Source organism: Pseudoalteromonas sp. BSi20652, assembly GCF_000239855.1.
In the GTDB taxonomy this organism is placed as follows: Bacteria; Pseudomonadota; Gammaproteobacteria; order Enterobacterales; family Alteromonadaceae; genus Pseudoalteromonas.
Genome location: NZ_BADT01000170.1, coordinates 1 through 23,402 on the forward strand (window position 1 = coordinate 1; position 23,402 = coordinate 23,402).

The following is a 23,402-nucleotide window of genomic DNA, read 5'->3' on the forward strand; positions in this document are numbered from 1 at the left end:
CGGTTGGGGGATTAGTTGCCAAATGTCGCGGGGTAAACCCGCTGCTACGATATTGTGTGATCGAAATTTTATATCGCGCATTATATTTTATATTTAGTTGACTGATCGTGTGTAAATTGTAGCTATTTCTTTGGTACTTTTATCCTGTTATTAATTTCTTTAATAAATTCAACTAGAGTTAATGCTCTACTTTTCTGGTCAGACCAATTGTTTTCACTGAATTTACTTCCTCATTTTTTCGCAAATTGCGCATAGTTTTATCTTCGTTCAAAATGCGTTACGATACTTTAACTGCTCAAACTGCTTGTAAATTGACAGCTAATAATGTTTTTGATACCGTATTGAAAATTTTTGGTATGACCAATTTACCTTTTGGGTGAGTCATGCAACTCAAAGCTCCATTTTACGGGCTCTTGGTATTTATACAACGCGGACGTTGATTCATGTCTTTAAAGATCAAAGCAGCAAAGTTATCTGATGTTATTTTACAGCAACTCGAGAACATGATTCTTGAAGGCTCGTTAGCACCAGGTGAAAAGTTGCCACCAGAGCGTGAACTAGCAAAGCAATTTGAAGTGTCTCGCCCGTCACTACGTGAGGCAATTCAAAAATTAGAAGCGAAAGGTTTAGTTACGCGTCGCCAAGGTGGCGGTACGTTTGTAAAAAATCAGCTCGAAGAAGGGCTTACTGATCCACTTTTTGATTTGATTAGTAAACACCCGGAATCGCAGTTTGATTTACTTGAATTTCGTCATGCATTAGAAGGGATTGCTGCTTACTACGCTGCACTGCGCGGGACCAGCAACGATTTTAGTAAAGTGAAAGAAAGCTTTGATAAAATTGCCCTCGTTAATGATGATTTACAGCAAAAGGCAAAAGCAATTAATGCATTTCACTTTAGCGTGGCAGAAGCTTCGCATAATGTGGTGTTACTGCATTTAGTAAGAGGCATGAAAGCGCTGCTTGAGCAAAATGTATTGCAAAATTTAACTGTTTTATTAAAAAAGTCAGATATTAGCAGTCAGTTAGCCGAGCACAGGCGTTTATTAATGGACGCTGTTATTGACGGTAATCCAGAACAAGCCCGCTTAGCAAGTAATGCGCACTTAGCGTTTATAGAAGAAGCATTACTTGAAGCAGGCAAAGAACATTCGCGAATTGAACGTAGTTTAAGACGCACTAAACAAAATTAAGCTAGTACATTGCTACTTTGAACACACAAAATTAAGTAACAGTGATATTAAATTAAAACATTCGTATTTTAAACATAAGGAAACCTCCATATGTCTGAAGTCAATAAAATTGACGTAGACGCGCTAGAAACACAAGAGTGGTTACAAGCTCTTGAATCAGTTGTGCGCGAAGAAGGTGTTGAACGAGCTCAGTTTTTACTTGAGCAAGTATTAGAGCAAGCCCGTTTAGACGGCGTTGATATGCCAACGGGTATTACCACGAACTACGTTAATACTATTCCTGTAGATCAAGAACCTGCTTACCCAGGTGATGTGAATCTTGAGCGTCGTATTCGTTCAATTATTCGTTGGAACGCGATTATGATCGTTCTACGTGCATCGAAAAAAGATCTCGACTTAGGCGGCCATATGGCGTCTTACCAATCATCAGCTGCATTTTATGAAGTGTGTTTTAACCACTTTTTTAAAGCACCAAATGACGTAGACGGTGGTGACTTAGTTTATTACCAAGGTCATATTTCTCCGGGTATTTACGCACGTGCATTTGTTGAAGGTCGTTTATCGGCAACACAACTAGACAACTTCCGCCAAGAAGTTGATGGCAAAGGTTTACCATCGTACCCACACCCTAAATTAATGCCTGAATTTTGGCAGTTCCCTACGGTATCAATGGGCTTAGGTCCTATTGCGTCTATTTACCAAGCTCGCTTTTTAAAATACTTAGATGGTCGTGGCCTAAAAGACACTAAAAACCAACGTGTATACGCGTTTTTAGGTGACGGTGAAATGGATGAGCCAGAATCACGCGGTGCTATTTCTTTTGCTTCACGCGAGAAGCTAGACAACCTTTGTTACTTAATTAACTGTAACTTACAGCGTTTAGATGGCCCAGTTATGGGTAATGGTAAAATTATTCAAGAGCTAGAAGGCTTGTTTAAAGGCGCTGGCTGGAACGTAATTAAACTAGTGTGGGGCAGTGGTTGGGATATTCTTCTAGCTAAAGACACAACGGGCAAATTATTACAGTTAATGAATGAAACTGTGGATGGTGACTACCAAACATATAAAGCGAAAGATGGCGCGTACGTACGTGAAAACTTCTTTGGTCGTTACCCAGAAACAGCGGCCCTTGTTGCAGACATGACAGATGACGAAATTTTCGCGCTTAAGCGTGGTGGTCATGAGTCATCAAAATTATTTGCTGCGTTTAAAAAAGCTGAAGATACGAAAGGCCGTCCAACTGTAATCCTTGCTAAAACTGTAAAAGGTTACGGCATGGGTGAAGCAGCTGAAGGTAAAAACATTGCGCACCAAGTTAAAAAAATGGATATGTCGCATGTTGCACATTTACGTTCACGCCTTGGTCTTGACGATTTAGTATCTGAAGAGCAATTAAAAGAATTACCGTACTTGGAGCTTGAAGAAGGTTCACCTGAGTATAAATACCTTCACGCTCGTCGTGATGCACTTAAAGGTTATACACCTAAGCGTATTCCACGTTTTAGTGAAAAATTAGCATTGCCAGAAGTTGAGGCGTTTAAACCGCTACTTGAAGAGCAAAAACGTGATATTTCCACAACAATGGCATTTGTTCGTGCACTTAATATCTTATTAAAAGATAAAGGTATTGGTAAAAATATCGTCCCAATTATTGCAGACGAAGCGCGTACATTTGGTATGGAAGGTTTATTCCGTCAAATCGGTATTTATAATCCGCATGGCCAAAACTACACGCCACAAGATCGCGACATTGTTTCTTACTATAAAGAAGCAACGTCTGGTCAAGTATTGCAAGAAGGTATTAATGAGTTAGGTGCAATGTCGTCATGGGTTGCTGCTGCAACGTCATACAGCACTAACGATTTACCAATGATCCCATTCTACATTTACTATTCTATGTTTGGTTTCCAACGCGTTGGCGACATGGCATGGATGGCGGGCGATCAACAAGCACGTGGTTTCTTATTAGGCGCTACTGCGGGTCGTACAACACTAAATGGTGAAGGCTTACAACACGAAGATGGTCACAGTCATATTCTTGCTAATACAGTTCCTAACTGTATTTCTTATGACCCAACTTACGCGTTTGAAGTTGCTGTTATTGTACAAGACGGTATTCGTCGTATGTACGGTGATGACCAAGAAAATATTTACTACTACCTAACGCTTATGAACGAAAACTACCATCAGCCAGCTATGCCAGAAGGCGCTGAAGAAGGTATTCGTAAAGGTATTTACAAGCTTGAAAGTTACGAAGGTAAAAAAGCCAACGTACAGCTATTAAGCTCAGGTACTATTATGACTGAAGTACGCAAAGCTGCTTCGATTCTAAGCGAAGAGTATGGCATTGCGTCTGACGTGTTCTCTGTAACGTCTTTCAACGAATTAACGCGTGAAGGTCAAGATGTTGAACGTTTCAACATGCTTAATCCTGAAAGCGAACAAAAAACAGCATTTATCACAAGCGTATTAAACGACTCTGTGACTGTTGCAGCAACGGATTACATGAAAAACTACGCAGAACAAGCGCGTTCATTTATTCCAAGCAGCAATTACAAAGTGCTAGGTACAGATGGTTACGGTCGTTCTGATAGCCGTGAAAACCTACGTCGCCACTTTGAGGTTAACGCGGGCTACGTTGTTGTTGCTACGTTATCTGAACTTGCTAAACGCGGTGAAGTTGAGAAGTCAGTAGTTGTTGAAGCACTTAAAAAGTTCAACATCGACACTAACAAACTTAACCCACTGTACGCATAAGAGGTTTGCAATGAGTATTGAAATTAAAGTACCTGATATTGGTGACGACGAAGTAGAAGTAACCGAAATATTAGTAAGCGTTGGCGACAAAGTAGATGTTGACCAATCATTATTAAATGTTGAAGGCGACAAAGCATCAATGGAAATACCTGCTTCGCAAGCGGGTACAGTGAAAGAGATTAAAGTAAACGTTGGCGACACTGTTACAACTGGCTCTTTAGTGTTTTTGTTTGAAGGCGAGAGTGAAGGCACTGATGAGGAAAATACATCAGCCGCTGCTCCAGCTAAATCTGAAGAGGCAGCACCTGCTGCTTCTACAGGTTCTTCAACTAAAGAAGTAACCGTACCAGATATTGGCGATGATGAAGTTGAAGTAACTGAAATTATGGTTGCTGTTGGCGACACTGTTTCAGAAGAGCAATCTATCTTAAACGTTGAAGGCGACAAAGCAGCAATGGAAGTACCTGCTCCATTTGCAGGTATAGTTAAAGAAATTAAAGTAGCCGCAGGCGATAAAGTCAAAACAGGCTCATTAGTGTTTGTTTTTGAAGTAGCAGGAAGTGAATCTGTAGCACCGGCTAAAGAGTCGGCTCCTGTAGAAGCGCCAGCAGCTAGCTCAACAGCAAACGCAGCACCAAGTACTAAAGAAGTGAATGTACCTGATATTGGTAGTGATGAAGTTGAAGTAACTGAGATTATGGTTGCAGTTGGCGATACGGTTGAAGAAGATCAATCAATCTTAAACGTTGAAGGCGACAAAGCGGCAATGGAAGTACCAGCTCCATTTGCAGGTACAGTTAAAGAAATTAAAGTAGCCGCTGGCGATAAAGTATCGACAGGCTCATTAATTTTTGTATTTGAAGTTGCAGGCAGCGCGCCAGTAGCAGCACTTGCACCAGCTGAAAAATCAGCACCTGCAGCTGCGGCTAAAACTGAGTCGGCACCGGCTCAAGCGGCACCAGCAAAAGCAAGTAATGAAAGCTTCACAGAAAACAGCGCGTATGCTCATGCATCACCTGTTGTTCGCCGTTTAGCGCGTGAGTTTGGTATTAACCTAGCTAACGTTAAAGGCACTGGTCGTAAAGCCCGTATAGTTAAAGAAGACGTGCAAAACTATGTTAAAAACCTAGTTAAGCAAGTTGAGTCGGGTCAATTATCTGCAGGTAATAGCGCAGGTGGTAGTGAGCTTGGTCTAATTCCATGGCCTAAAGTGGACTTTGCTAAGTTTGGCGAAATTGAAGAGAAAAAACTGTCTCGCATTCAAAAGCTATCAGGCAAAAACTTACATCGTAACTGGGTGCAAATACCACATGTTACACAGTTTGACGAAGCTGATATCACAAGCCTTGAAGTATTCCGTAAAGAGCAAAATGTGCTTAGCGAGAAGAAAAAGCTGGGTGTTAAAATTACACCACTTGTGTTTGTGATGAAAGCAGCGGCTAAAGCACTTGCAGACTTCCCAACGTTTAACTCTTCACTGTCTAACGACGGCGAAAGCTTAATCCTTAAAAAGTACATTAACATTGGTGTTGCAGTTGATACGCCAAACGGTTTAGTTGTACCGGTGTTTAAAGATGTTGATAAAAAAGGCATTATTGAACTATCACGCGAATTAATGGAAGTATCTGTTAAAGCACGTGACGGGAAGCTTACATCGTCTGATATGCAAGGTGGTTGTTTTACTATTTCTAGCCTTGGCGGTATTGGCGGTACGGCATTTACGCCGATTGTTAATGCACCAGAAGTGGCTATTTTAGGTGTGTCTAAATCTGAAATGAAACCTAAATGGAATGGCAAAGAGTTTGAACCAAAACTAATGGTTCCGCTGTCTATGTCATACGACCATAGGGTTATTGACGGAGCCTTAGCTGCACGCTTTACTGTGACTCTTGCAAGTTACATGAGTGATATTCGCCAATTGGTGATGTAATCGCTGGACAATGAATAGAATCAAATCCCAGCCAGTTGTTTTTAGCTGGGATTTTTACCATTTGCAATGATACAATCTTTGCACAAATTTGTGATCTGCTCTCACTTTCTGCCTTGCAGAAACATGGCAGTTAAACTTTAGGGCAGTGTCCCGTTCAAACAATTAAGGTAATAGCATGAGCAACGAATTAAAAACTCAAGTTGTTGTACTAGGCGGTGGTCCTGGTGGTTACTCTGCGGCATTTCGCGCTGCTGACTTGGGCTTAGAAGTTACATTAGTAGAATCTCGTGGAACATTAGGCGGCGTATGTCTTAATGTTGGTTGTATTCCTTCTAAAGCACTTTTACACGTAGCTAAAGTGATTGATGACGCAGCAGAAATGTCATCTCATGGTGTTACTTTTGGCGCACCAAAGATCGATCTTGACCAAGTTCGTACTTGGAAAGATTCTGTAGTTGGCCAGTTAACTGGTGGACTAGACGGAATGGCTAAAATGCGTAAAGTAAAAGTTGTATATGGATACGGTAAATTTACTGGCAGCAATACTTTAGTAGTTGAAGGCGAGAAAGACGCTACAACTATCACGTTTGATAACGCGATTATTGCAGCAGGTTCTAAACCTGTTAACTTACCTTTCATCCCACAAGATGACCGTGTAATTGATTCAACTGGTGCATTAGAACTAAAAGACGTACCAGAAAAACTGCTTGTACTTGGTGGTGGTATTATCGGTCTTGAAATGGGTACGGTTTACCGTGCGCTAGGCTCTGCAATTGATGTTGTAGAATTTGCTGACCAATTAATTCCAGCAGCTGATAAAGATATTATCAAAATTTACCAAAAATACGTAAGTAACAAATTTAACGTAATGCTTTCAACTAAGGTTGTTGGCGTTGAAGCTAAAAAAGATGGCTTATATGTAACGTTTGAAGGTAAAAACGCACCAGCAGAACCTGTACGTTACGACAAAGTACTTGTTGCTGTAGGTCGTACTCCAAACGGTAACTTACTTGATGCAGATAAGGCGGGCGTAAACGTTGATGAGCGTGGCTTTATTAATGTTGATAAGCAATTACGTACTAACGTAAGCCATATTTTTGCAATTGGTGACTTGATTGGTCAGCCTATGCTTGCGCACAAAGCTGTTCATGAAGGGCATGTTGCTGCAGAAGTTATTTCTGGTCAGAAACATTTCTTCGACCCTAAATGTATTCCTTCAATAGCATACACTGACCCAGAAATTGCTTGGGTAGGTGTTACTGAGAAAGAAGCAAAAGAGCAAGGCTTGAAAATTGAAACTGCGGTATTCCCGTGGGCAGCATCTGGCCGTGCTATTGCATCATCTCGTACAGAAGGTTCTACTAAACTTATTTTTGATAAAGAAAGTGGCCGTATAATCGGTGGTGCTATGATCGGTATTAACGCGGGCGAAATGCTTGGCGAAATCGGTTTAGGTATTGAAATGGGTGCTGATGGTGAAGACTTAGCGCTTACAATTCATGCTCACCCAACATTGAACGAATCAATTGGCCTTGCAGCTGAAATTTTTGAAGGTTCGATTACTGACTTACCAAACAAAAAAGCAGTTAAAAAGAAGTAATTTAACTTTTTAGCATTTGTTTGAAAAACCCAACTTCGGTTGGGTTTTTTTATACCCGCTTTTTATTAAAAATAAGATTAAATTGCGATAAGCCGTTACAATGCGCGCTTAATTAATTGAAGGTAAATACAGTGAAAAACTCAGTTTTGGCATTACGTGCTCAGCAAATAAGTGAATCTCGTCGGGAGTTTAATGCTCGAGGCGGTAAATTAGATCGCTGTGAACAATGCCTGATTGCTAAACATTACTGTATTTGCAAAGGTGTTGAGCATGCAGATTGTAAAGCAGCTGTATGCTTATTAATGTATCACAACGAGAGCTTTAAACCTTCTAATACAGGGCGTTTAATTGCTGAAATAGTGCCAGATAACTATGCGTTTAGATGGGATAGAACAGATCCAAACCCCGCTCTTTTAGCTTTGATAAGCGATTCACAATATCAGCCATTGGTAGTGTTTCCGGCTGAAGATGTAGAAGAGGGCAGAGCAATTACAGAAGTGAGTATTGAAGAAGGTAAAAAACCTTTGTTTATCTTTTTGGATGGTACTTGGCGTGAAGCTAAAAAAATGATTCGCAAAAGTCCTTATTTAGATAACTTGCCTGTACTTTCTGTTACTGCTGATAAACTATCTGATTACCGATTACGTGTTGCCCCTCATGCGCATCAATTAGGTACTGCAGAAGTGGCTATTATGGTACTAGCACTTGCGGGCGAAATGGATGCGTCTTCTAAATTAGAACAGCATTTTATTAAGTTTCGTGATGCGTATTTGCTTGGTAAGCGCAATAAAGGCCGACCGCTAGAAGATTAGTTTTACGCAGTTAAGCGAAAGCTTGCTGCTCTTTTAAGTGAGTCAGTGCTTTATTTTGTATTGCCCTGAAGCCTTCTTCAGATGTTAATTGTAAAACAGTATTATACAGTTCGCTTATGGTGTTATGAGTATGTATAAATGAGATACAGTCTTCACCAATCATTTCTTTCGCTTCTTCAACTCGCTTTAAAAAGTAACAGCTAATATTAAGTTTGCCATTAAAGTAAGAGTTGCCTATGGCGTTATACACTCTATTAAGCTGATAGCTAAACTCGTCAGGTCGAGCGCCTTCACCTCCTTTACTAATACGAATATCGCTCTCTAATTTAATGATTACGCTAAGTATGTTTTTAAACTCACTCATTGGCATATTAAAGAAGTTGTAACCTTTGGGGTTAAATAGAGCGTTATATGGGTTTTCTTTAGGAATTGAGAGTGTAAAAATGCCAACCGGGTTGACTGTTTTCTGGTTTGATTTTTTACATGAAAAGGTCTTTCTTTGCGGCATTTTAAATTTATATCCATCGAGTATTTATCATCCTGAAGTAGTAATTATCGGCGCAATTGATAAAAAGTTTAATGAAATTTAAAATATTAATGAAATTTTGAAAATGTTGGTGTTGATTAGGTGTGAGTGATGGTTCGTTCTTGTAAAATTAGTCATAGCTTTTACTAAAGCTCAAATTTTACACAAAGAAAAGCGCGCTCTATCTCTAGGCGCGCTTGCGGAATCTTCTAATTTTCTGCATCCTGCAATTGAACTTAATCAACTCCAATGTTTACCAATCCATGTTTATTACTATATTACTTTTTAGTTCTATGTAATGTAAGCCAATCCGGGCTTGTATCCTTAAATCCCTAAACATCCTGTAGGCGTAAATACTATTACCAAATCCTTAATTGCACTTCCTAGTGCATCCCTATTTTAACTAATCCATTGTGTTGCCTCAAAGGCCTGTCCATTTATTCCTTAAACATCCTGTTAAACAACTTAGCTGTGTTGTTATCCTTTTCGCATCTTCCTGACGCTGTCCTTTTTAACAACATTCCATTGTGATACTCATCCTGAGCCTGTCCTAAAATCCGTGTTGTCCTGGTAACCTAATTACTGATTATTCGAGTAAGTAATCTATTTCTTTTTACTCAATAAGCATTGTTGCTTAGTTCATGGGTTAATTATAAGTGAATAGGGTGGTTAAAATAGGTTAAAGACTATATTTAATTATTATCTTCGCAACAGCTAAATGTTTTTAATTAAATAAATTCAATTACTTAATGCTTTTTTGCTTGATTTTTGTATTGCTTTTTACTCATTAGCTGCCACGCCCGTGAGATATGTCTTACATGGTATTTCTATTTTGGACGCTTTTACCTACTCACAGCCATTAAAGGTGTGCACTTTTTAGTTGTTCGCGGTAGAATTATTTGATAATAATTATTATTCAGGTGCAAATAATGAAGAATACAATCGCTATCACTTTAGGATTAGTCGTATCGGTGCCCGCCCTTGCAAACGACGTAGTTAATATTTACTCTTTTCGTCAGCCGTTTTTAATACAGCCAATTTTAGACGATTTTACAGAGCAAACTGGTATAAAAACTAATGTTGTATTTGCTAAGAAAGGGTTAATTGAGCGCGTTAAGCGCGAAGGGAAGCACAGCAAAGCTGATTTAGTATTAACCTCTAACTTTAGTGCGCTTATTCAATTAGAAGACTTAGAATTAACACAAACTATAAAAAGTGACAGTGTAAATAATAATGTTCCAGCCGCTTTTCGTGACGGAGATGGCCAATGGGTTGCGCTTACTAAGCGAGTACGTAATGTGTATTCATCAAAAGAGCGAGTTGGTGCGTTACCTGAACTCACTTATGAAGATTTAGCTGACCCTAAATACAAAGGGCAAATTTGCACGCGCTCTGGTAAGCATCCGTATAACTTAGGGCTTGTTGCATCAATGATTGCCCATCACGGTGAGGCAGAGACTAAAACATGGCTTGAAGGGGTTAAGGCTAATTTAGCACGCAAACCCCAAGGTAATGATCGTGCTCAAGTTAAAGCGGTTAAAGAAGGGTTATGTAATTTAGCATTAGGTAATAGTTACTACCTTGGTAAAATGTTAGAAGATAAAGAACAAAAAGGTTGGGCTGAGGCGGTAAATATTAACTTTCCGAATCAAACTAATCGTGGCTCGCATATAAATGTATCGGGTGCGGTTATTACCAAATTCGCTAAAAACCCAGAAAATGCCTTGAAACTCATAGAGTATATGACCGACAATAAAGCACAAAACATGTATGCCTCACTTAATATGGAATATCCAGTTAAGCCAGGTGTGCAATTATCTAGTTTGGTTGCGTCTTGGGGTAGCTTTAAGGAAGACAGTTTGCCACTGGATGAGATCAGTAAATATCGTCCGTTAGCACTCAAGCTAATTGATGAGGTGAAGTTCGATCTTTAATGACTTATAAATTTAAGCTGTCTAAATGGCAGTTATTTGCGTGGTCGATAGGTTTAATACTATCGACTCCGTTGTTTTTTCTTCTTTTTGAATCTCTACAAGGTAACTCGGAGGTGTTTTCTCACCTTTGGAACACCGTGCTGTGGGATTACATAACTAATACCGTATTGTTGGTTTTAGGTGTATGTGTCCTTAGCTGCGTTATTGCATTGCCACTTGGGTGGTTGACTGCTTACTGTAGCTTCCCGGGGAAAAAACAGTTTGAATGGGCACTTATGCTGCCCCTTGCTATGCCCGCCTATATTATTGCCTATGTATACACTGATTTATTAGATTATGCGGGCCCGGTGCAAATAGCACTGAGAGAATGGTTTGGCTGGCAATCACCTAGCGACTATTGGTTTTTTGATATACGTACACTACCTGGCGCTATTGTTATGATTGCCTTGGTGCTTTACCCGTATTTATTTTTAATTTTTAAAACGGCCCTTCGAGAGCAGTCATTCAAATTAGTGCAAGCTAGCCAATTAATGGGGTTATCTCCTTGGCAAAGTTTTTTTAAAGTAAGCTTAGTGCTCTCTCGTGGGGCAATTGTAGCCGCTTTGGCGCTCATTAGCATGGAAACCATGGCTGATTTTGCAACAGTGAGTTATTTTGCCGTGAGTACATTAACGACTGCCGTATACGATACGTGGTTTGGTTATTACTCACTTACTGCGGCAGCTAAAATATCGGGTGTGATGTTATTACTGTTATTTTTAGCATTAATGGCAGAGCGTTTTAGTCGCCGAAACCAAGCGGTGTTTGAGCGCCAATCAAGCGTAAATAGTGAATCCCTCTATGTATTAAAAGGAAAGTCGGCTTGGCTCGCAACTATATTTTGCAGCTTTATTTTACTTATCGCATTTGTAATTCCTATTGCAGTACTTATAAATTACGCTATTACCTACTTTGATAAAGCATGGAATATTGAGTTTTTTAGTTACGCTTGGCAAAGTTTAAAAGTGGCGGGAGTCGTAAGTGTTATAACCATTACATTGAGTATTTTTGTCGTTTTTTATCAGCGTGTGGCAAAACAAGCCTATCCGCTTATCCCTGGGCGTTTAGCAAGCACAGGATATGCTTTGCCTGGCACTGTACTCGCTATTGCGGTTTTGTTACCACTTACACTATTAGAGAACACCATTAACACAGCGCTCGAACCGTATAATTTAGATATTGGCTTGCTGCTTACAGGCAGTATTCTTACTGTCATTATTGCTTACATTGTTAGATTTTACGCCATTGCACACGGAGCAATAGAGTCGAGTTTTTTACGTATTAGCCCATCACTTGATATGGCAAGCCAATCAATGGGTAAAAGCCAAGGGCAAACGCTGTGTTTAGTACACCTACCTTTACTGCGAAGAGGATTGCTTACTGCTGCCCTGTTGGTATTTATTGAGTGTATGAAAGAGTTGCCGGCTGCGCTATTGCTCAGACCGTTTAATTTTGAAAGCTTAGCTACTCATGTATTTCAGTATGTGAGTGACGAGCAATTAGAGCTTGCTTCAATATCGGCATTATTTATTGTTATTGTTGGGTTTATTCCTTTGTATTTTATTAATCGTTCTATGGAGCAGCGTAGTTAAATGAGTAGTTTAATTTTACAAGGCGTGAGCTATCACTATAACGGCACAAAGGTTATTCACGATTTAGATTTAACGGTGGGTAAAGATGAAATTGTTTGTCTACTCGGAGCGAGTGGGTGCGGCAAAACGACCACGTTAAAAGCGATTGCAGGTTTAATTGAAGCTAAGCAGGGGTCTATTTTTATAGACGGTAAATTAGTGAGTGATGAGCAATCGTTTGTCTCGCCTGAGCATCGCAACATCGGCATGATGTTTCAAGATTATGCGTTGTTTCCGCATTTAACAGTGGCTAATAATATCGCATTTGGGCTTAGTAAAATGAGTAAAGCTCAAAAGCAGCAACGCGTAGATGAAATGCTTAAGCTCGTACATTTAATTGGTTGTGCCGACAGATTTCCGCATCAGTTATCGGGTGGTCAGCAGCAACGCGTAGCTATTGCTCGCGCATTAGCTTATAAACCTAGTTTATTACTCCTTGATGAGCCCTTTTCAAACATCGATACACAAGTACGCTTTGAATTAATTGCCGATATACGTCGAATTATTAAGGCAACCCAAGTATCTGCTGTGTTTGTTACGCACTCAAAAGAAGAGGCGTTTGCCTTTTCAGACACACTTGCCATTATGCATCGGGGTAAAATTGAGCAACAAGGCACGCCTGAGCAGCTTTTTGCAGCTCCATGTTCAAAGGAGGTTGCAGAGTTTCTGGGTCAAGGCATATACTTGAGCGCAGAAGTATTAACAGCAACTGAATACAAAACACCATTTGGTTTAGTCGAATCTTATATTGAGAGTAAGCATAACGTAAGCGTAGGGCTTATATATGTGCGCCCTCATCAAATAGAATTAGTGGCAGATAACCAAAGTGACAAACTCAGCAAGCGAGCTACAATCATAAGTCGTCGCTTTATTGGTTCGGCGTATGTTTATTCGGTTGTTATTGATAAACAAGAAATTGAAGTTGCTGCACAATATGGCCAATCATTTGAAAATAATGAGCAGGTTATAATAAAAATAAAACCTCACACGGTGAATTTTTTCGAATCGTAATTAATTTGTTATTCGCTGTGTTTTAATTTATAAAACTAAGGAATAACAATGGCGCAAGCGCAATCAGGGATTTGTGCTGAAGCAAACTTACACGGTTTGCACTTATTTTTTAATGTGTTTGATGGTCAAGATGAATCACTTCGCGAAAAATTAAAGCAAGTAAGCGCTATTGAAGATGAATTTAGCGATCAATTTTCAGAATCAATGCTATCTTGTATGGTTGCTATTGGTGCGCAATATTGGCCGCATATCCTCCCTGAATACATTCCAAGCGAATTACAAAGCTTTCCTAATATAAACCATAGCGATCATCAAATGAGCGTACAACCGTGCGATTTATTTGTGCAAATTCGCTCTGACCGTGAAGACGTTAACCATTTATTTGCGCTGCAAATTTTAAAATTATTTGCCCCCGATGTTGAGCTGGTGGAGCAAATTCGTAATTTTCGCTTTTTAGATGGTCGTGATTTTAACGGTTTTATTTATGGTGGCGACACCGCGCATGGAAGAAAAAAGCGCGCTACGGCTTTAATTAGTAACCCTGGCAATTTTGAAGATCAGGGGAGTTATATTCATGTACAGCGTTATAAGCATGATTTAACTATGTGGCAGCATTTATCATTGAGTGAACAAGAGCAAATAATGGGGCGTACGCGCCTTGATAACACGCTAATTACCCCCGCGATTGAAACCAGCCATGCTTCGCGTAGTGAGCTAAAAGACGAAAACGGACAACCGCTACTATTAAATCAAAGTATGCCTTATGGTGACGTGTATGAGCAGGGAATGCTATCAATTACATGTGCTAGTACGGGAACGGCATTTGAAAAAGTACTTAATAGCCGTTTAGGGGAAGGGGATTGCTACGACCACTGGCTTGATTTTACTCAAGCCGATATGGGGTCCGCTTTTTTTGCACCCTCTATAGGATTTTTAAAGCAGCTTTAACGTTTTATTTAGTTTAAACATTATCGAATAAAAGCCGTACACGCTCTAGAGTTACATCTATTTCAGATATTTTAGCTGGGGCGATAAAAATAGTATCATCACCTGCAATTGTTCCAAGCACACCATCTGCTTTACCTAATGAATCTAATAAGCGAGCAATAAGTTGAGCCGCGCCTGGGCTGGTACGAATAATGATCATCATTTCGTTGTGCATAATATCGATTACTAATTGGCGTAATGGACTTTTTGCCGTAGGTACACCCATTTCAGCAGGTAAGCAGTAAACCATTTCTTGTTTGGCGTTACGTGTGCGTACCGCGCCAAATTTACTGAGCATGCGTGACACTTTACTTTGGCTTATGTTGTCAAAGCCTTGATCTTTCAACGCATCAACTATTTCGCCTTGAGAGCCAAAGTTTTCTTCTTTCAAAAGTGATTTAAATGCTTTTACTAGTGCTTCTTGCTTATCTTGTGGTTGCATAAATTTTATTCTTTTTTGTTATTTATGCCACAAATACTACACAAGAATGAATAATTATGCAGCAGTTGTTTGGTTAACTTGCCAGTTTGATGTGTTAAATCACAAAAGTTTACGACTATGGTCGAAAATATACTTGAAATAGACCGGATAAATTTGTTTTTAGTCGCTAATTTCATTATCTTAAGAGCCACAAATGTTTCCTATCTCAAATTACGGAGAATTCCAATGAAAGTTGCTGTATTAGGTGCTGCAGGCGGTATCGGCCAAGCGTTGTCTTTATTATTAAAAACAGGCTTACCAGCTGGCTCTGAATTATCACTTTATGATGTAGCACCAGTAGTACCAGGTGTTGCGGTTGACCTTTCTCACATCCCAACAGATGTTAAAGTAGCAGGTTTTGGCGCAGACGAATTAAACAAAGCGCTTGAAGGCTCTGACATCGTTCTTATCCCAGCAGGTATGCCACGTAAACCAGGTATGGATCGCGCTGATTTATTTAATGTAAATGCTGGCATCATCAAAACTTTAGCAGAAGGCATTGTTGCTAGCTGTCCTAAAGCGTTAGTCGGTATTATTACTAACCCAGTAAATGGCACAGTTCCAATTGTTGCTGAAGTATTCAAAAAAGCAGGTACTTACGACGCTAAACGCGTATTCGGTATTACTACGCTTGACGTTATTCGTTCAGAAGCATTTGTTGCTGAACTTAAAGGCGTAGACGTAGCAACTGTTAAAGTACCAGTAATTGGTGGTCACTCAGGCACAACTATTCTTCCTCTACTTTCTCAAGTTGAAGGCGTTAGCTTTACTGATGAAGAAGTTGCTGCACTTACTCCACGTATCCAAAATGCGGGTACTGAAGTTGTAAATGCTAAAGCAGGCGGTGGTTCAGCTACGCTATCTATGGGTGCTGCTGCAGCTCGCTTTTGTATGTCTTTAGTTAAAGGCCTACAGGGTGAAGAAGTTGTAGATTACGCGTATGTTGCTGTTGAAAATGGCGATGCAGAGTACTTTGCACATCCAGTACGTTTAGGTAAAAACGGCGTAGAAGAAATTCTTTCTTACGGCGAACTAAGCGCATTTGAAACAAAAGCAAAAAATGACATGCTTGAAACACTGAAAAAAGACATCAAAGAAGGTGTTGATTTCATGGCGTAATAGCCAAAGTAGAATAACAAAAAAGCCTGCATTTGCAGGCTTTTTTATTGCTCAGAATTAATTTCACACTGTGTAACTAGTTAAAACTAGTGGTCGCGGTCAACCGCAATACGAGCAAGGCTTATGAGTGCTTGCTTATAGTCAGACTCAGCTAAAAAGTCTAAACACGCAATAGCTTTGTCAGCTTCAAGCTCTGCTTTTTTCATTGTAAATTCAAGTGCATTAGTTTGCTTTAGTGCCGATAAAATCTCATCTAAATGATCCATACCATTACTGTGCTCTATTGCATCACGAATAAGCTGCGTTTGCTGCTCGCTACCATGTTGCATAGCATAGATAAGTGGAAGCGTTGGTTTGCCTTCAGCTAAATCATCACCAATGTTTTTACCCAACTGCTCGGCATCTGCATTGTAATCAAGTACATCATCTACTAGCTGAAACGCAGTACCTAAATGCATACCGTATAGGTTTAGTGCATCAAGTGTCGCTTGGTCTTGCTCTGTGATAATGGCAGCAAGCCCTGTAGCCGCTTCAAACAACTTAGCTGTTTTAGAGTAAATAACCTGCATATAACTGGCTTCGGTCGTATCTGGGTCGTTGCAGTTCATTAACTGCAATACTTCACCTTCAGCAATAATGTTTGTTGCATCGGCAAGTATTTGCATTACCTGCATTTTGCCAAGGCCAACCATAAGCTGAAATGAACGAGTGTAAATAAAGTCACCAACCAATACGCTAGCAGCATTACCAAATTCAGCATTTGCTGTAGGTGTGCCACGTCGTAAGTTTGATTCATCTACAACATCATCATGCAATAGCGTTGCTGTATGAATAAACTCAACAATTGTTGCAAGTGTTATGTGATCTTTACCCTGATAACCGAGCGCTTTGGCTGCTAAGATCGCCAGCATTGGACGAACACGTTTGCCGCCACTGCTAACTATATATAAACCAAGCTGATTAACTAACGCCACATCTGAGCGCATTTGCGCATGTATAAGTTGATTGACGTCATTCATATCGCTTTCGATTAACGCCTGGATAGCTTTTATATCCATTGATCTCCGAGCCAATTTTTATGTGTGAACGGCGCAGATTGTACAACAAAAAATGCACTAGCTCGATATTTTGTGACGATTGATTGAAAAAACACTATTAAAGTACTTAATTTAGACTGAATTAGCCAAGATAACTGATTAATTGATAATCAATATACAGTTTATGGTGTGCTTAGATATTGAGCTGTGAGGGTCATATTTGAGAGCATTAATTTATTTCGACTAAGAGTTAAAAAGCGCTTGGCAAAAGGGCTAATTAATATAAAATGGGGTAAATATTGAATTGCTCTCAAAGCAGCTACTTTTTATTCATTTTAATTACAAAATAGGCTTGCTAGTTATTTCGCGTTAGCGTAAACTTCGCGCCCTATCGAAGAATATTTTAGTTGCGCCGATTTGAGGGTGCACAGACGGAGTTAATTATGTACGCGGTTTTCCAAAGTGGTGGTAAACAGCATCGTGTGACTGAAGGTCAAACGATTCGTCTTGAAAAATTAGACGTTGAAACTGGTGCGGCAGTAGAATTTGATTCAGTACTTTTAGTTGCTGATGGTGAGAAAATCGAGATCGGTGTACCGTTCGTAAACGGTGGCAAGATAACAGCTGAGGTTGTTTCACATGGTCGCGGTGAGAAGATTAAGGTTGTTAAATTTAGACGCCGTAAGCATTCTCGTAAGCAAATGGGCCATCGTCAATGGTTCACTGAAGTTAAAATCACTAGCATTAGCGCTTAATTAGAGGTACTTAGAAATGGCACATAAAAAAGCAGCTGGTAGTACTCGTAACGGTCGCGATTCAGAAAGCAAACGCCTAGGTGTTAAGCGTTTTGGTGGCGAATCAGTTCTAGCGGGTAGCATCATTGTTCGTCAGCGTGGAACTCGTTTTCACCCTGGTACTAACGTAGGTATCGGTAAAGACCACACTATCTTCGCAAAAGCAGATGGTAAAGTTCAGTTTGAACAAAAAGGTCCTTTAAACCGTAAATACGTAACTATCGTAACTGAGTAATCAGTAAGGTAGTTAAAAACCCCGCCTTTGCGGGGTTTTTGTTTTGTAGTCAGTCAAAATATATACCCAAGCCTGCATTTGTGTTGGCTTGGGTATATAATAGAGTTATTAAACAAGCCAATCCCTAAAGTGAGTAATCATGAAGTTTGTAGATGAAGTAGAAATTCGCGCAGAAGCTGGAGACGGTGGCAGCGGCATCGTGTCTTTCCGTCGTGAAAAATATGTTCCAGATGGTGGACCAGACGGCGGTGACGGTGGAGACGGTGGTAGTGTTTATCTACAAGCTGATGAAAACTTAAATACCCTAATTGATTATCAGTTTGAGCGCTTCCATAGAGCTGAACGTGGTACTAACGGTCGCAGCCGTAACTGTACAGGCCGAAAAGCCGATGACTTATTTGTTATGGTGCCTGTAGGCACGCGCATCATGGATGTTGATACCCAAGAGGGACTTGGCGACTTAACTCAAGATGGTCAACGAATTTTGGTTGCAAAAGGTGGTTTCCACGGCTTGGGGAATGCACGTTTTAAATCAAGTACTAACCGAGCACCTCGTCAAAAAACATTGGGCACACCCGGTGAAGTACGTAACTTAAAATTAGAGTTACTATTATTAGCTGATGTTGGCTTACTTGGATTGCCAAATGCCGGTAAATCTACGTTTATCCGCAGTGTATCTGCAGCAAGACCAAAAGTAGCTGATTACCCATTTACGACGCTTATTCCTAATTTAGGTGTAGTACGTCCTGAAGCAAATAAATCATTTGTTATAGCCGATATTCCGGGGCTAATTGAAGGTGCATCTGATGGCGCAGGCCTAGGTATTCGCTTTTTGAAACATTTAGAGCGTTGTCGTGTGTTATTACACATTATTGATGTAATGCCGGTAGATGGTTCAAACCCTGTTGATAATGCATTTTCTATTATTAACGAGCTACACCAATACAGCCCTAAATTAGCTGAAAAGCCACGCTGGTTAGTGTTTAATAAAATAGATTTATTACCAGAAGATGAAGCAAAAGCGCTATGCGAAGCGATTGCAGAAGAGCTGGGCGAAACTGAAAATATTTATCATATTTCAGCAATTAATAAGCTTAATACTCAACCTTTAATCCACAACATAATGACACTACTTGATAGTATGCCTAAAGAAAAATTTGTGCAGGTTGAAGACGAAGAAGTTGAATTTAAGTGGGACACCTATCATGAAAAAGCCATTAAAGGTAAGGGCAATGATGATGATTGGGATGACTGGGATGAAGATGATTACGACGTAGAAGTTGTCTACGAGCGTTAATTAAATAGAATTTATTAAAAAGGAGCTTATGCTCCTTTTTCTTTGTTTAAGAATAAAGTACTAGGTGTTTATTATGATAATTTCAATGATTGCAGCAATGGCAAATAACCGTGTAATTGGCCTAGATAATAAAATGCCATGGCATTTACCTGCGGATCTTCAGCATTTTAAAAAAGTAACTACGGGTAAACCTGTGATCATGGGTCGTAAAACTTTTGAGTCAATAGGCCGTCCTTTACCAGGGCGTCGTAATATTATTATTACTCGAAACAGCGAATATACTGCACAGGGTATTGAAGTGGTAACTACACCAGAGGCTGCATTAGAGCTGGTTTGTGCTGCTGAAGAAGTAATGATTATTGGTGGCGGTAATATTTATGAGCAATTTTTACCAAAAGCAGAACGCTTGTATTTAACTTTTATTGATTTAGATGTTAATGGCGATACACAGTTTCCCGATTACAATAAAATCGCAAATTGGAATATAAAAGAAGAGCAAGAAAACCTCCCGGACGAAAAGAACAAATCTAGTTATAAATTCGTAACTTTGTATAAAGAACATTAACATTATTGCGTAAATTTTGGCAGGTTGGTATACTATTACGCAGCCTATATAGTAATAAAGTACCAGAAGGATTTTTCATGTTAAAATTATCAAAGCTAGTTGCACTTACTGCTGTTGTAGCTGTAAGCTCGTTTTCGTATACAACCCCTGCAAATGCTGAAGATCAATTAGCGGTGTCTATTTGCGAATATATTTCAGCAGATGATAAAAACCGTTTACGCAGCAAGCTTAAAAGCTCTCGCGTAAAAATCCGTAATATTTATGATGCGGTACAATGTAACGGTAATAACTTATTACGCCACGCTGTTGCTAGCAATGCTGCTGATACAGGTGAATATATAGTGAAAAACTTATCAAAAAGTTCTTTAACTGATGGTGCTGATATTGCCTGGGCTGAAAGCAATTATGCTGGTTCACCACTTATCGCTGTGATTAAAGACCGCGCAGGCCTTTAATTTTTTAATTTTAAAAAACCGCGTAAATACGCGGTTTTTTTTGTGCCCAAAATAAATTATTGCTGAATATAAAAACACAAAGCAGATATAACTTATTTTATACAACACAGTAACGGCTATATGCTTAAAAAGTTATTTACTCTTGTACAAACGCTTCACCTTTTAGCATCCAATTCGATGCTGGTTTACCTTTTAGATAATGGTCAAAGTACTGCATCATACGTATTGAAAAATCGACCTGATTAGGAAACTTTTTCAAGTGATGTGGTTCGCCTTCGTATTGTAAAAATGTAGCGTCTTTTCCTGCACGGCGAAGGGCTAAGTAGTACTGCACGCTTTCATGCCAAGGAACTGCATCATCTTTATCGCCAGACATGATTAAAATAGGCGTATTAACTTTATCTGCAAAAAATACTGGTGAGTTTTCTATATAAAGCTCAGGGGCTTCAAATAAGTTTTTACCAATGCGGCTTTGCCCCATTTCGTACTGAAATTGACGAGCAAGTCCTGATTTTAATCGAATGCCACTATACGCACTGGTCATGTTAGATACAGGTGCTCCCGATACAACTGCTTTGAACATATCTGTTTGGGTTATCATAAACGCACTTTGATAGCCCGCCCAAGAGTGACCTTGCAAACCAATTTTATTTTTATCAGCGATGCCTAAATCAATTAGCTTTTGAGTGGCGTTAATCATAGTTTGCGTTGACGATTTACCCGGATGACCTATTTCAAAGCGAATATCAGGTAAAAATACGGCATATCCGTTTGAGGTAAACATTGGAAAGTTAGGACGATGATTTAATTCCATTTTAGGAAAATCAAACATGCGCTGACTCATATAACGATAAAAATACACTACCACAGGTACTTTATCGCCTTTTTTATATCCCGCTGGTTTTATTAATACGCCTTGTAAGTCTTCGTCATCAAAGCCTTTATAACTTATTAGTTCTGGCTGTTCACCCCATGCAAAATTATTGATTTGTGGGTTTAGCATCGTCACTTGTTTTACTGTATTAAAGCTAAAGTCTGTTTGGTGGTAATCAGGGAACTGGCTGTAAGTTTGCGAGGTAAACACGTACTTATCAGCTTTTTTTGCTTTTTTAACTACATCAAAGCGCTTATTACCGCTAAGTACTTTAGTCACTGTGTTAGTGGTTAAGTCGAGCTTTGCAACTTCGCTTTGTTTAGTTTGTAAGTTAATAGCAGAGACGAGTAATGTGTCATCTTTTTTAAAACCTACTTGGGTTTTATCAAGTTTAATAACACGGTATTGCGTATTACTTTGCTTACCATTAGTTAAGCGTTTAGCTTGCTGCGTTTTTACATTAAACGCCCAAATATCGTATTTACTATAAGCAAGCACTTGGCTGCTATCGGTCGTCCAACCTGCAAAACCATAGCCAGGTTGAGTAGACGGATAGTCGTGTTTATCATCAGCAAAGGTTGCCTGAATCGCTTTTGTAAGCGGTGTTACTTTATTGTTTTTTAAATCTTTTAGTTGTATTTGGCTGTCGCTAAAATAAGCAGCAAACTCACCATTAGGGGCAAGGCTCGGTCTAAACGGGTAGTTACTTATAATTGGAGTTTGTTTACCGGTATTTATATTTACTGCAAAGTAATCAGCAAAAAAACCGCCGTACATTATTTTTTCTAGGTAGGGGATGTTAGATGAGCCAAGTAAAGAGACATCTCGCTGAGGGTTTAGTGCAACCTCAGGCATGTTTGGTGTACTAAGTTGCGTAACTTTTTTCGAGTTAACGTGATATACCGCGCTGTAATGGCGGTTTTTATTAACTTCGTTCCATTGTTGTTCTTCACGCGGTTTTATTTGCGCATCGTTGTTATGCCATACATCTAAACCTTTATGTTCGCGTATGGTGTCAAAATCGTACAATGATGCTTCGTCAGTATATTCTTTAGCTTTTACTTTAGCAGCAAGCTTTGGATGGTTTTCAAAATATAAGCGCTCGCCATTTTCTGACCATTCAAGTGAGGCTGTTTTACCTAAAACCCAGGTTTTATCCGGCGAATTTATAGTTGAAAGTTGATTGTTTTTATATAGCTGTAAACTGTAGTTTCGACGGCGCGTGTCATCATTTACATAGTTACCTAATGTAAACGCTGCAATATTGTCAGTTGGGTGCCACGCTATTTTATTTGCGATTACGCCAGGCTCATCAATTAATACGCTGCTATTAAAGTCACTTAACTCAATTAACGCTATTTGGTTGTTATTACCATCGCTGTAACTTTGGCTCACTAATAGTTGACTGTTAGCTGAGTTAATAGCATAGCTAAATACGTTTTCTATTGTATGGGTGCGTTTATCAGATAAATTTACGATAACAAGCGCATAGCTCTTATCTTTTTTATCGGGTGTGATAGCGTTGTCTTCTTCGTTTTTAGTGCTATCGGTTTTATCTTCTACTTTTGCGTCATCGTCTTTTTTGTTCAGTCGATAAGCAAGCCACGTTCCATCATCTGATAATTTATAATCTTTTACATCAGCAAAGCTTTGTTGAGCACCTGATTGTGTATTTACGAGTACCAGGTTGTTTTTAAGGGTATCTTTTTTTTGGTTGTTTCTTTTTCAAGTAAGGTAGGTACTTGTGTAAAAGCGACCCAGTTTGAGGCTTTATTAATATGAGGTTTAGTGCCGCGCTCAACTTCGCTAATTAAAGTATTGCTACTTAGTGAGTAAACTTGACCAGTTGCATTGCCACGATAAGGCGTTGCACTGAGCGATAAAACCTTTCCGTCGTCAGATAGCGTTGTATTTTTGGCTGACTTAAAACTAAACACATCTTTAAATTGTAATGCTTCTTTTGCATAGGCAGTCGTGCTAGCCAAGCTAACAATAAGCGCGGAGCTTAATAGGGTGAGCTTTGTTTTCATTATAGGTTCTCGTTTTTTAACATTAATTTATTGTAACGAGTTTTGTTTATATTTCGACTAGATCAGATAAGTAGCAGGCAGGGGCGATAAGTAAC

18 protein-coding genes and 1 pseudogene are annotated in these 23,402 nt (G+C 39.4%); 15 read left to right on the top strand and 4 right to left on the bottom strand.

Annotated elements, in window-relative coordinates; genetic code table 11:
- The first annotated feature begins 443 nt into the window (after positions 1-443).
- From pdhR to P20652_RS05135, 5 genes are all read left to right on the top strand, one after another.
- Positions 444-1,193: a pyruvate dehydrogenase complex transcriptional repressor PdhR gene (gene pdhR, locus P20652_RS05155; RefSeq protein ID WP_008170672.1), complete on the top strand. Its 750-nt coding sequence runs from the start codon at positions 444-446 to the stop codon at positions 1,191-1,193.
- A 90-nt stretch (positions 1,194-1,283) separates the two neighbouring features.
- A complete protein-coding gene (gene aceE / locus P20652_RS05150) occupies positions 1,284-3,950 on the top strand; it encodes a pyruvate dehydrogenase (acetyl-transferring), homodimeric type (RefSeq protein ID WP_008170673.1) in 2,667 nt (888 codons plus the stop codon).
- 10 nt (positions 3,951-3,960) lie between these two features.
- Positions 3,961-5,880, top strand: coding sequence for a pyruvate dehydrogenase complex dihydrolipoyllysine-residue acetyltransferase (gene aceF / locus P20652_RS05145; RefSeq protein WP_008170674.1), 1,920 nt, complete (start codon positions 3,961-3,963; stop codon positions 5,878-5,880).
- A 175-nt stretch (positions 5,881-6,055) separates the two neighbouring features.
- Positions 6,056-7,480, top strand: coding sequence for a dihydrolipoyl dehydrogenase (gene lpdA / locus P20652_RS05140; protein ID WP_008170675.1), 1,425 nt, complete (start codon positions 6,056-6,058; stop codon positions 7,478-7,480).
- A gap of 131 nt (positions 7,481-7,611) precedes the next feature.
- A complete protein-coding gene (locus P20652_RS05135) occupies positions 7,612-8,292 on the top strand; it encodes a tRNA-uridine aminocarboxypropyltransferase (protein WP_008170676.1) in 681 nt (226 codons plus the stop codon).
- A 10-nt stretch (positions 8,293-8,302) separates the two neighbouring features.
- Here P20652_RS05135 and P20652_RS18670 read toward each other — a convergent pair whose 3' ends face one another.
- Positions 8,303-8,800 carry a hypothetical protein gene (locus P20652_RS18670; RefSeq protein ID WP_033017737.1) on the bottom strand — a complete coding sequence of 166 codons (498 nt, stop codon included), beginning with the start codon at positions 8,798-8,800 and terminating at the stop codon, positions 8,303-8,305.
- A gap of 947 nt (positions 8,801-9,747) precedes the next feature.
- On the opposite strand from P20652_RS18670, the gene P20652_RS05130 reads away from it, so the two are divergent.
- Genes P20652_RS05130 through P20652_RS05115 form a run of 4 tightly spaced genes read left to right on the top strand, consistent with a single transcriptional unit; the run spans position 9,748 to position 14,381 of the window.
- Entirely contained in the window at positions 9,748-10,752 is a 1,005-nt protein-coding gene (locus P20652_RS05130; protein WP_008170679.1) for a Fe(3+) ABC transporter substrate-binding protein, read from the top strand.
- Positions 10,752-12,383, top strand: a complete 1,632-nt coding sequence (locus tag P20652_RS05125; RefSeq protein ID WP_008170680.1) for an iron ABC transporter permease — start codon at positions 10,752-10,754, stop codon at positions 12,381-12,383. The genes P20652_RS05130 and P20652_RS05125 overlap by 1 nt, the downstream gene beginning before the upstream one ends.
- Complete coding sequence (locus P20652_RS05120; protein WP_008170681.1) at positions 12,384-13,433, top strand: ABC transporter ATP-binding protein; 1,050 nt, start codon at positions 12,384-12,386, stop codon at positions 13,431-13,433. It begins immediately after the preceding gene.
- Positions 13,434-13,481: 48 nt separating this feature from the next.
- Positions 13,482-14,381 carry a Dyp-type peroxidase gene (locus tag P20652_RS05115; RefSeq protein WP_008170682.1) on the top strand — a complete coding sequence of 300 codons (900 nt, stop codon included), beginning with the start codon at positions 13,482-13,484 and terminating at the stop codon, positions 14,379-14,381.
- A gap of 13 nt (positions 14,382-14,394) precedes the next feature.
- On the opposite strand, the gene argR is transcribed toward P20652_RS05115, so the two are convergent.
- A complete protein-coding gene (gene argR, locus P20652_RS05110) occupies positions 14,395-14,862 on the bottom strand; it encodes a transcriptional regulator ArgR (protein WP_008170684.1) in 468 nt (155 codons plus the stop codon).
- A 225-nt stretch (positions 14,863-15,087) separates the two neighbouring features.
- Between argR and mdh the strand changes: the two genes are divergently transcribed.
- Positions 15,088-16,020, top strand: a complete 933-nt coding sequence (gene mdh / locus P20652_RS05105; protein WP_007586102.1) for a malate dehydrogenase — start codon at positions 15,088-15,090, stop codon at positions 16,018-16,020.
- An 86-nt stretch (positions 16,021-16,106) separates the two neighbouring features.
- Here mdh and ispB read toward each other — a convergent pair whose 3' ends face one another.
- Complete coding sequence (gene ispB / locus P20652_RS05100) at positions 16,107-17,078, bottom strand: octaprenyl diphosphate synthase (protein ID WP_008170686.1); 972 nt, start codon at positions 17,076-17,078, stop codon at positions 16,107-16,109.
- A gap of 422 nt (positions 17,079-17,500) precedes the next feature.
- Here ispB and rplU point away from each other — a divergent pair, with 422 nt between their 5' ends.
- From rplU to P20652_RS05075, 5 genes are all read left to right on the top strand, one after another.
- Positions 17,501-17,812, top strand: a complete 312-nt coding sequence (rplU, locus tag P20652_RS05095) for a 50S ribosomal protein L21 (protein WP_002957748.1) — start codon at positions 17,501-17,503, stop codon at positions 17,810-17,812.
- A gap of 16 nt (positions 17,813-17,828) precedes the next feature.
- Positions 17,829-18,086 (top strand): 50S ribosomal protein L27, encoded by a 258-nt coding sequence (rpmA, locus tag P20652_RS05090; RefSeq protein WP_002957747.1) that lies wholly within the window; start codon positions 17,829-17,831, stop codon positions 18,084-18,086.
- Between the two features lie 139 nt (positions 18,087-18,225).
- Positions 18,226-19,383 (top strand): Obg family GTPase CgtA, encoded by a 1,158-nt coding sequence (gene cgtA / locus P20652_RS05085; protein ID WP_008170690.1) that lies wholly within the window; start codon positions 18,226-18,228, stop codon positions 19,381-19,383.
- Positions 19,384-19,456: 73 nt separating this feature from the next.
- Positions 19,457-19,948 (top strand): type 3 dihydrofolate reductase, encoded by a 492-nt coding sequence (gene folA, locus P20652_RS05080; RefSeq protein WP_008170691.1) that lies wholly within the window; start codon positions 19,457-19,459, stop codon positions 19,946-19,948.
- Positions 19,949-20,025: 77 nt separating this feature from the next.
- Positions 20,026-20,403 carry a DUF3718 domain-containing protein gene (locus P20652_RS05075; protein ID WP_008170693.1) on the top strand — a complete coding sequence of 126 codons (378 nt, stop codon included), beginning with the start codon at positions 20,026-20,028 and terminating at the stop codon, positions 20,401-20,403.
- A gap of 136 nt (positions 20,404-20,539) precedes the next feature.
- Here the strand turns inward: P20652_RS05075 and P20652_RS18675 are convergent.
- Positions 20,540-23,307: pseudogene (locus P20652_RS18675) on the bottom strand (prolyl oligopeptidase family serine peptidase).
- Between the last annotated feature and the right edge of the window lie 95 nt (positions 23,308-23,402).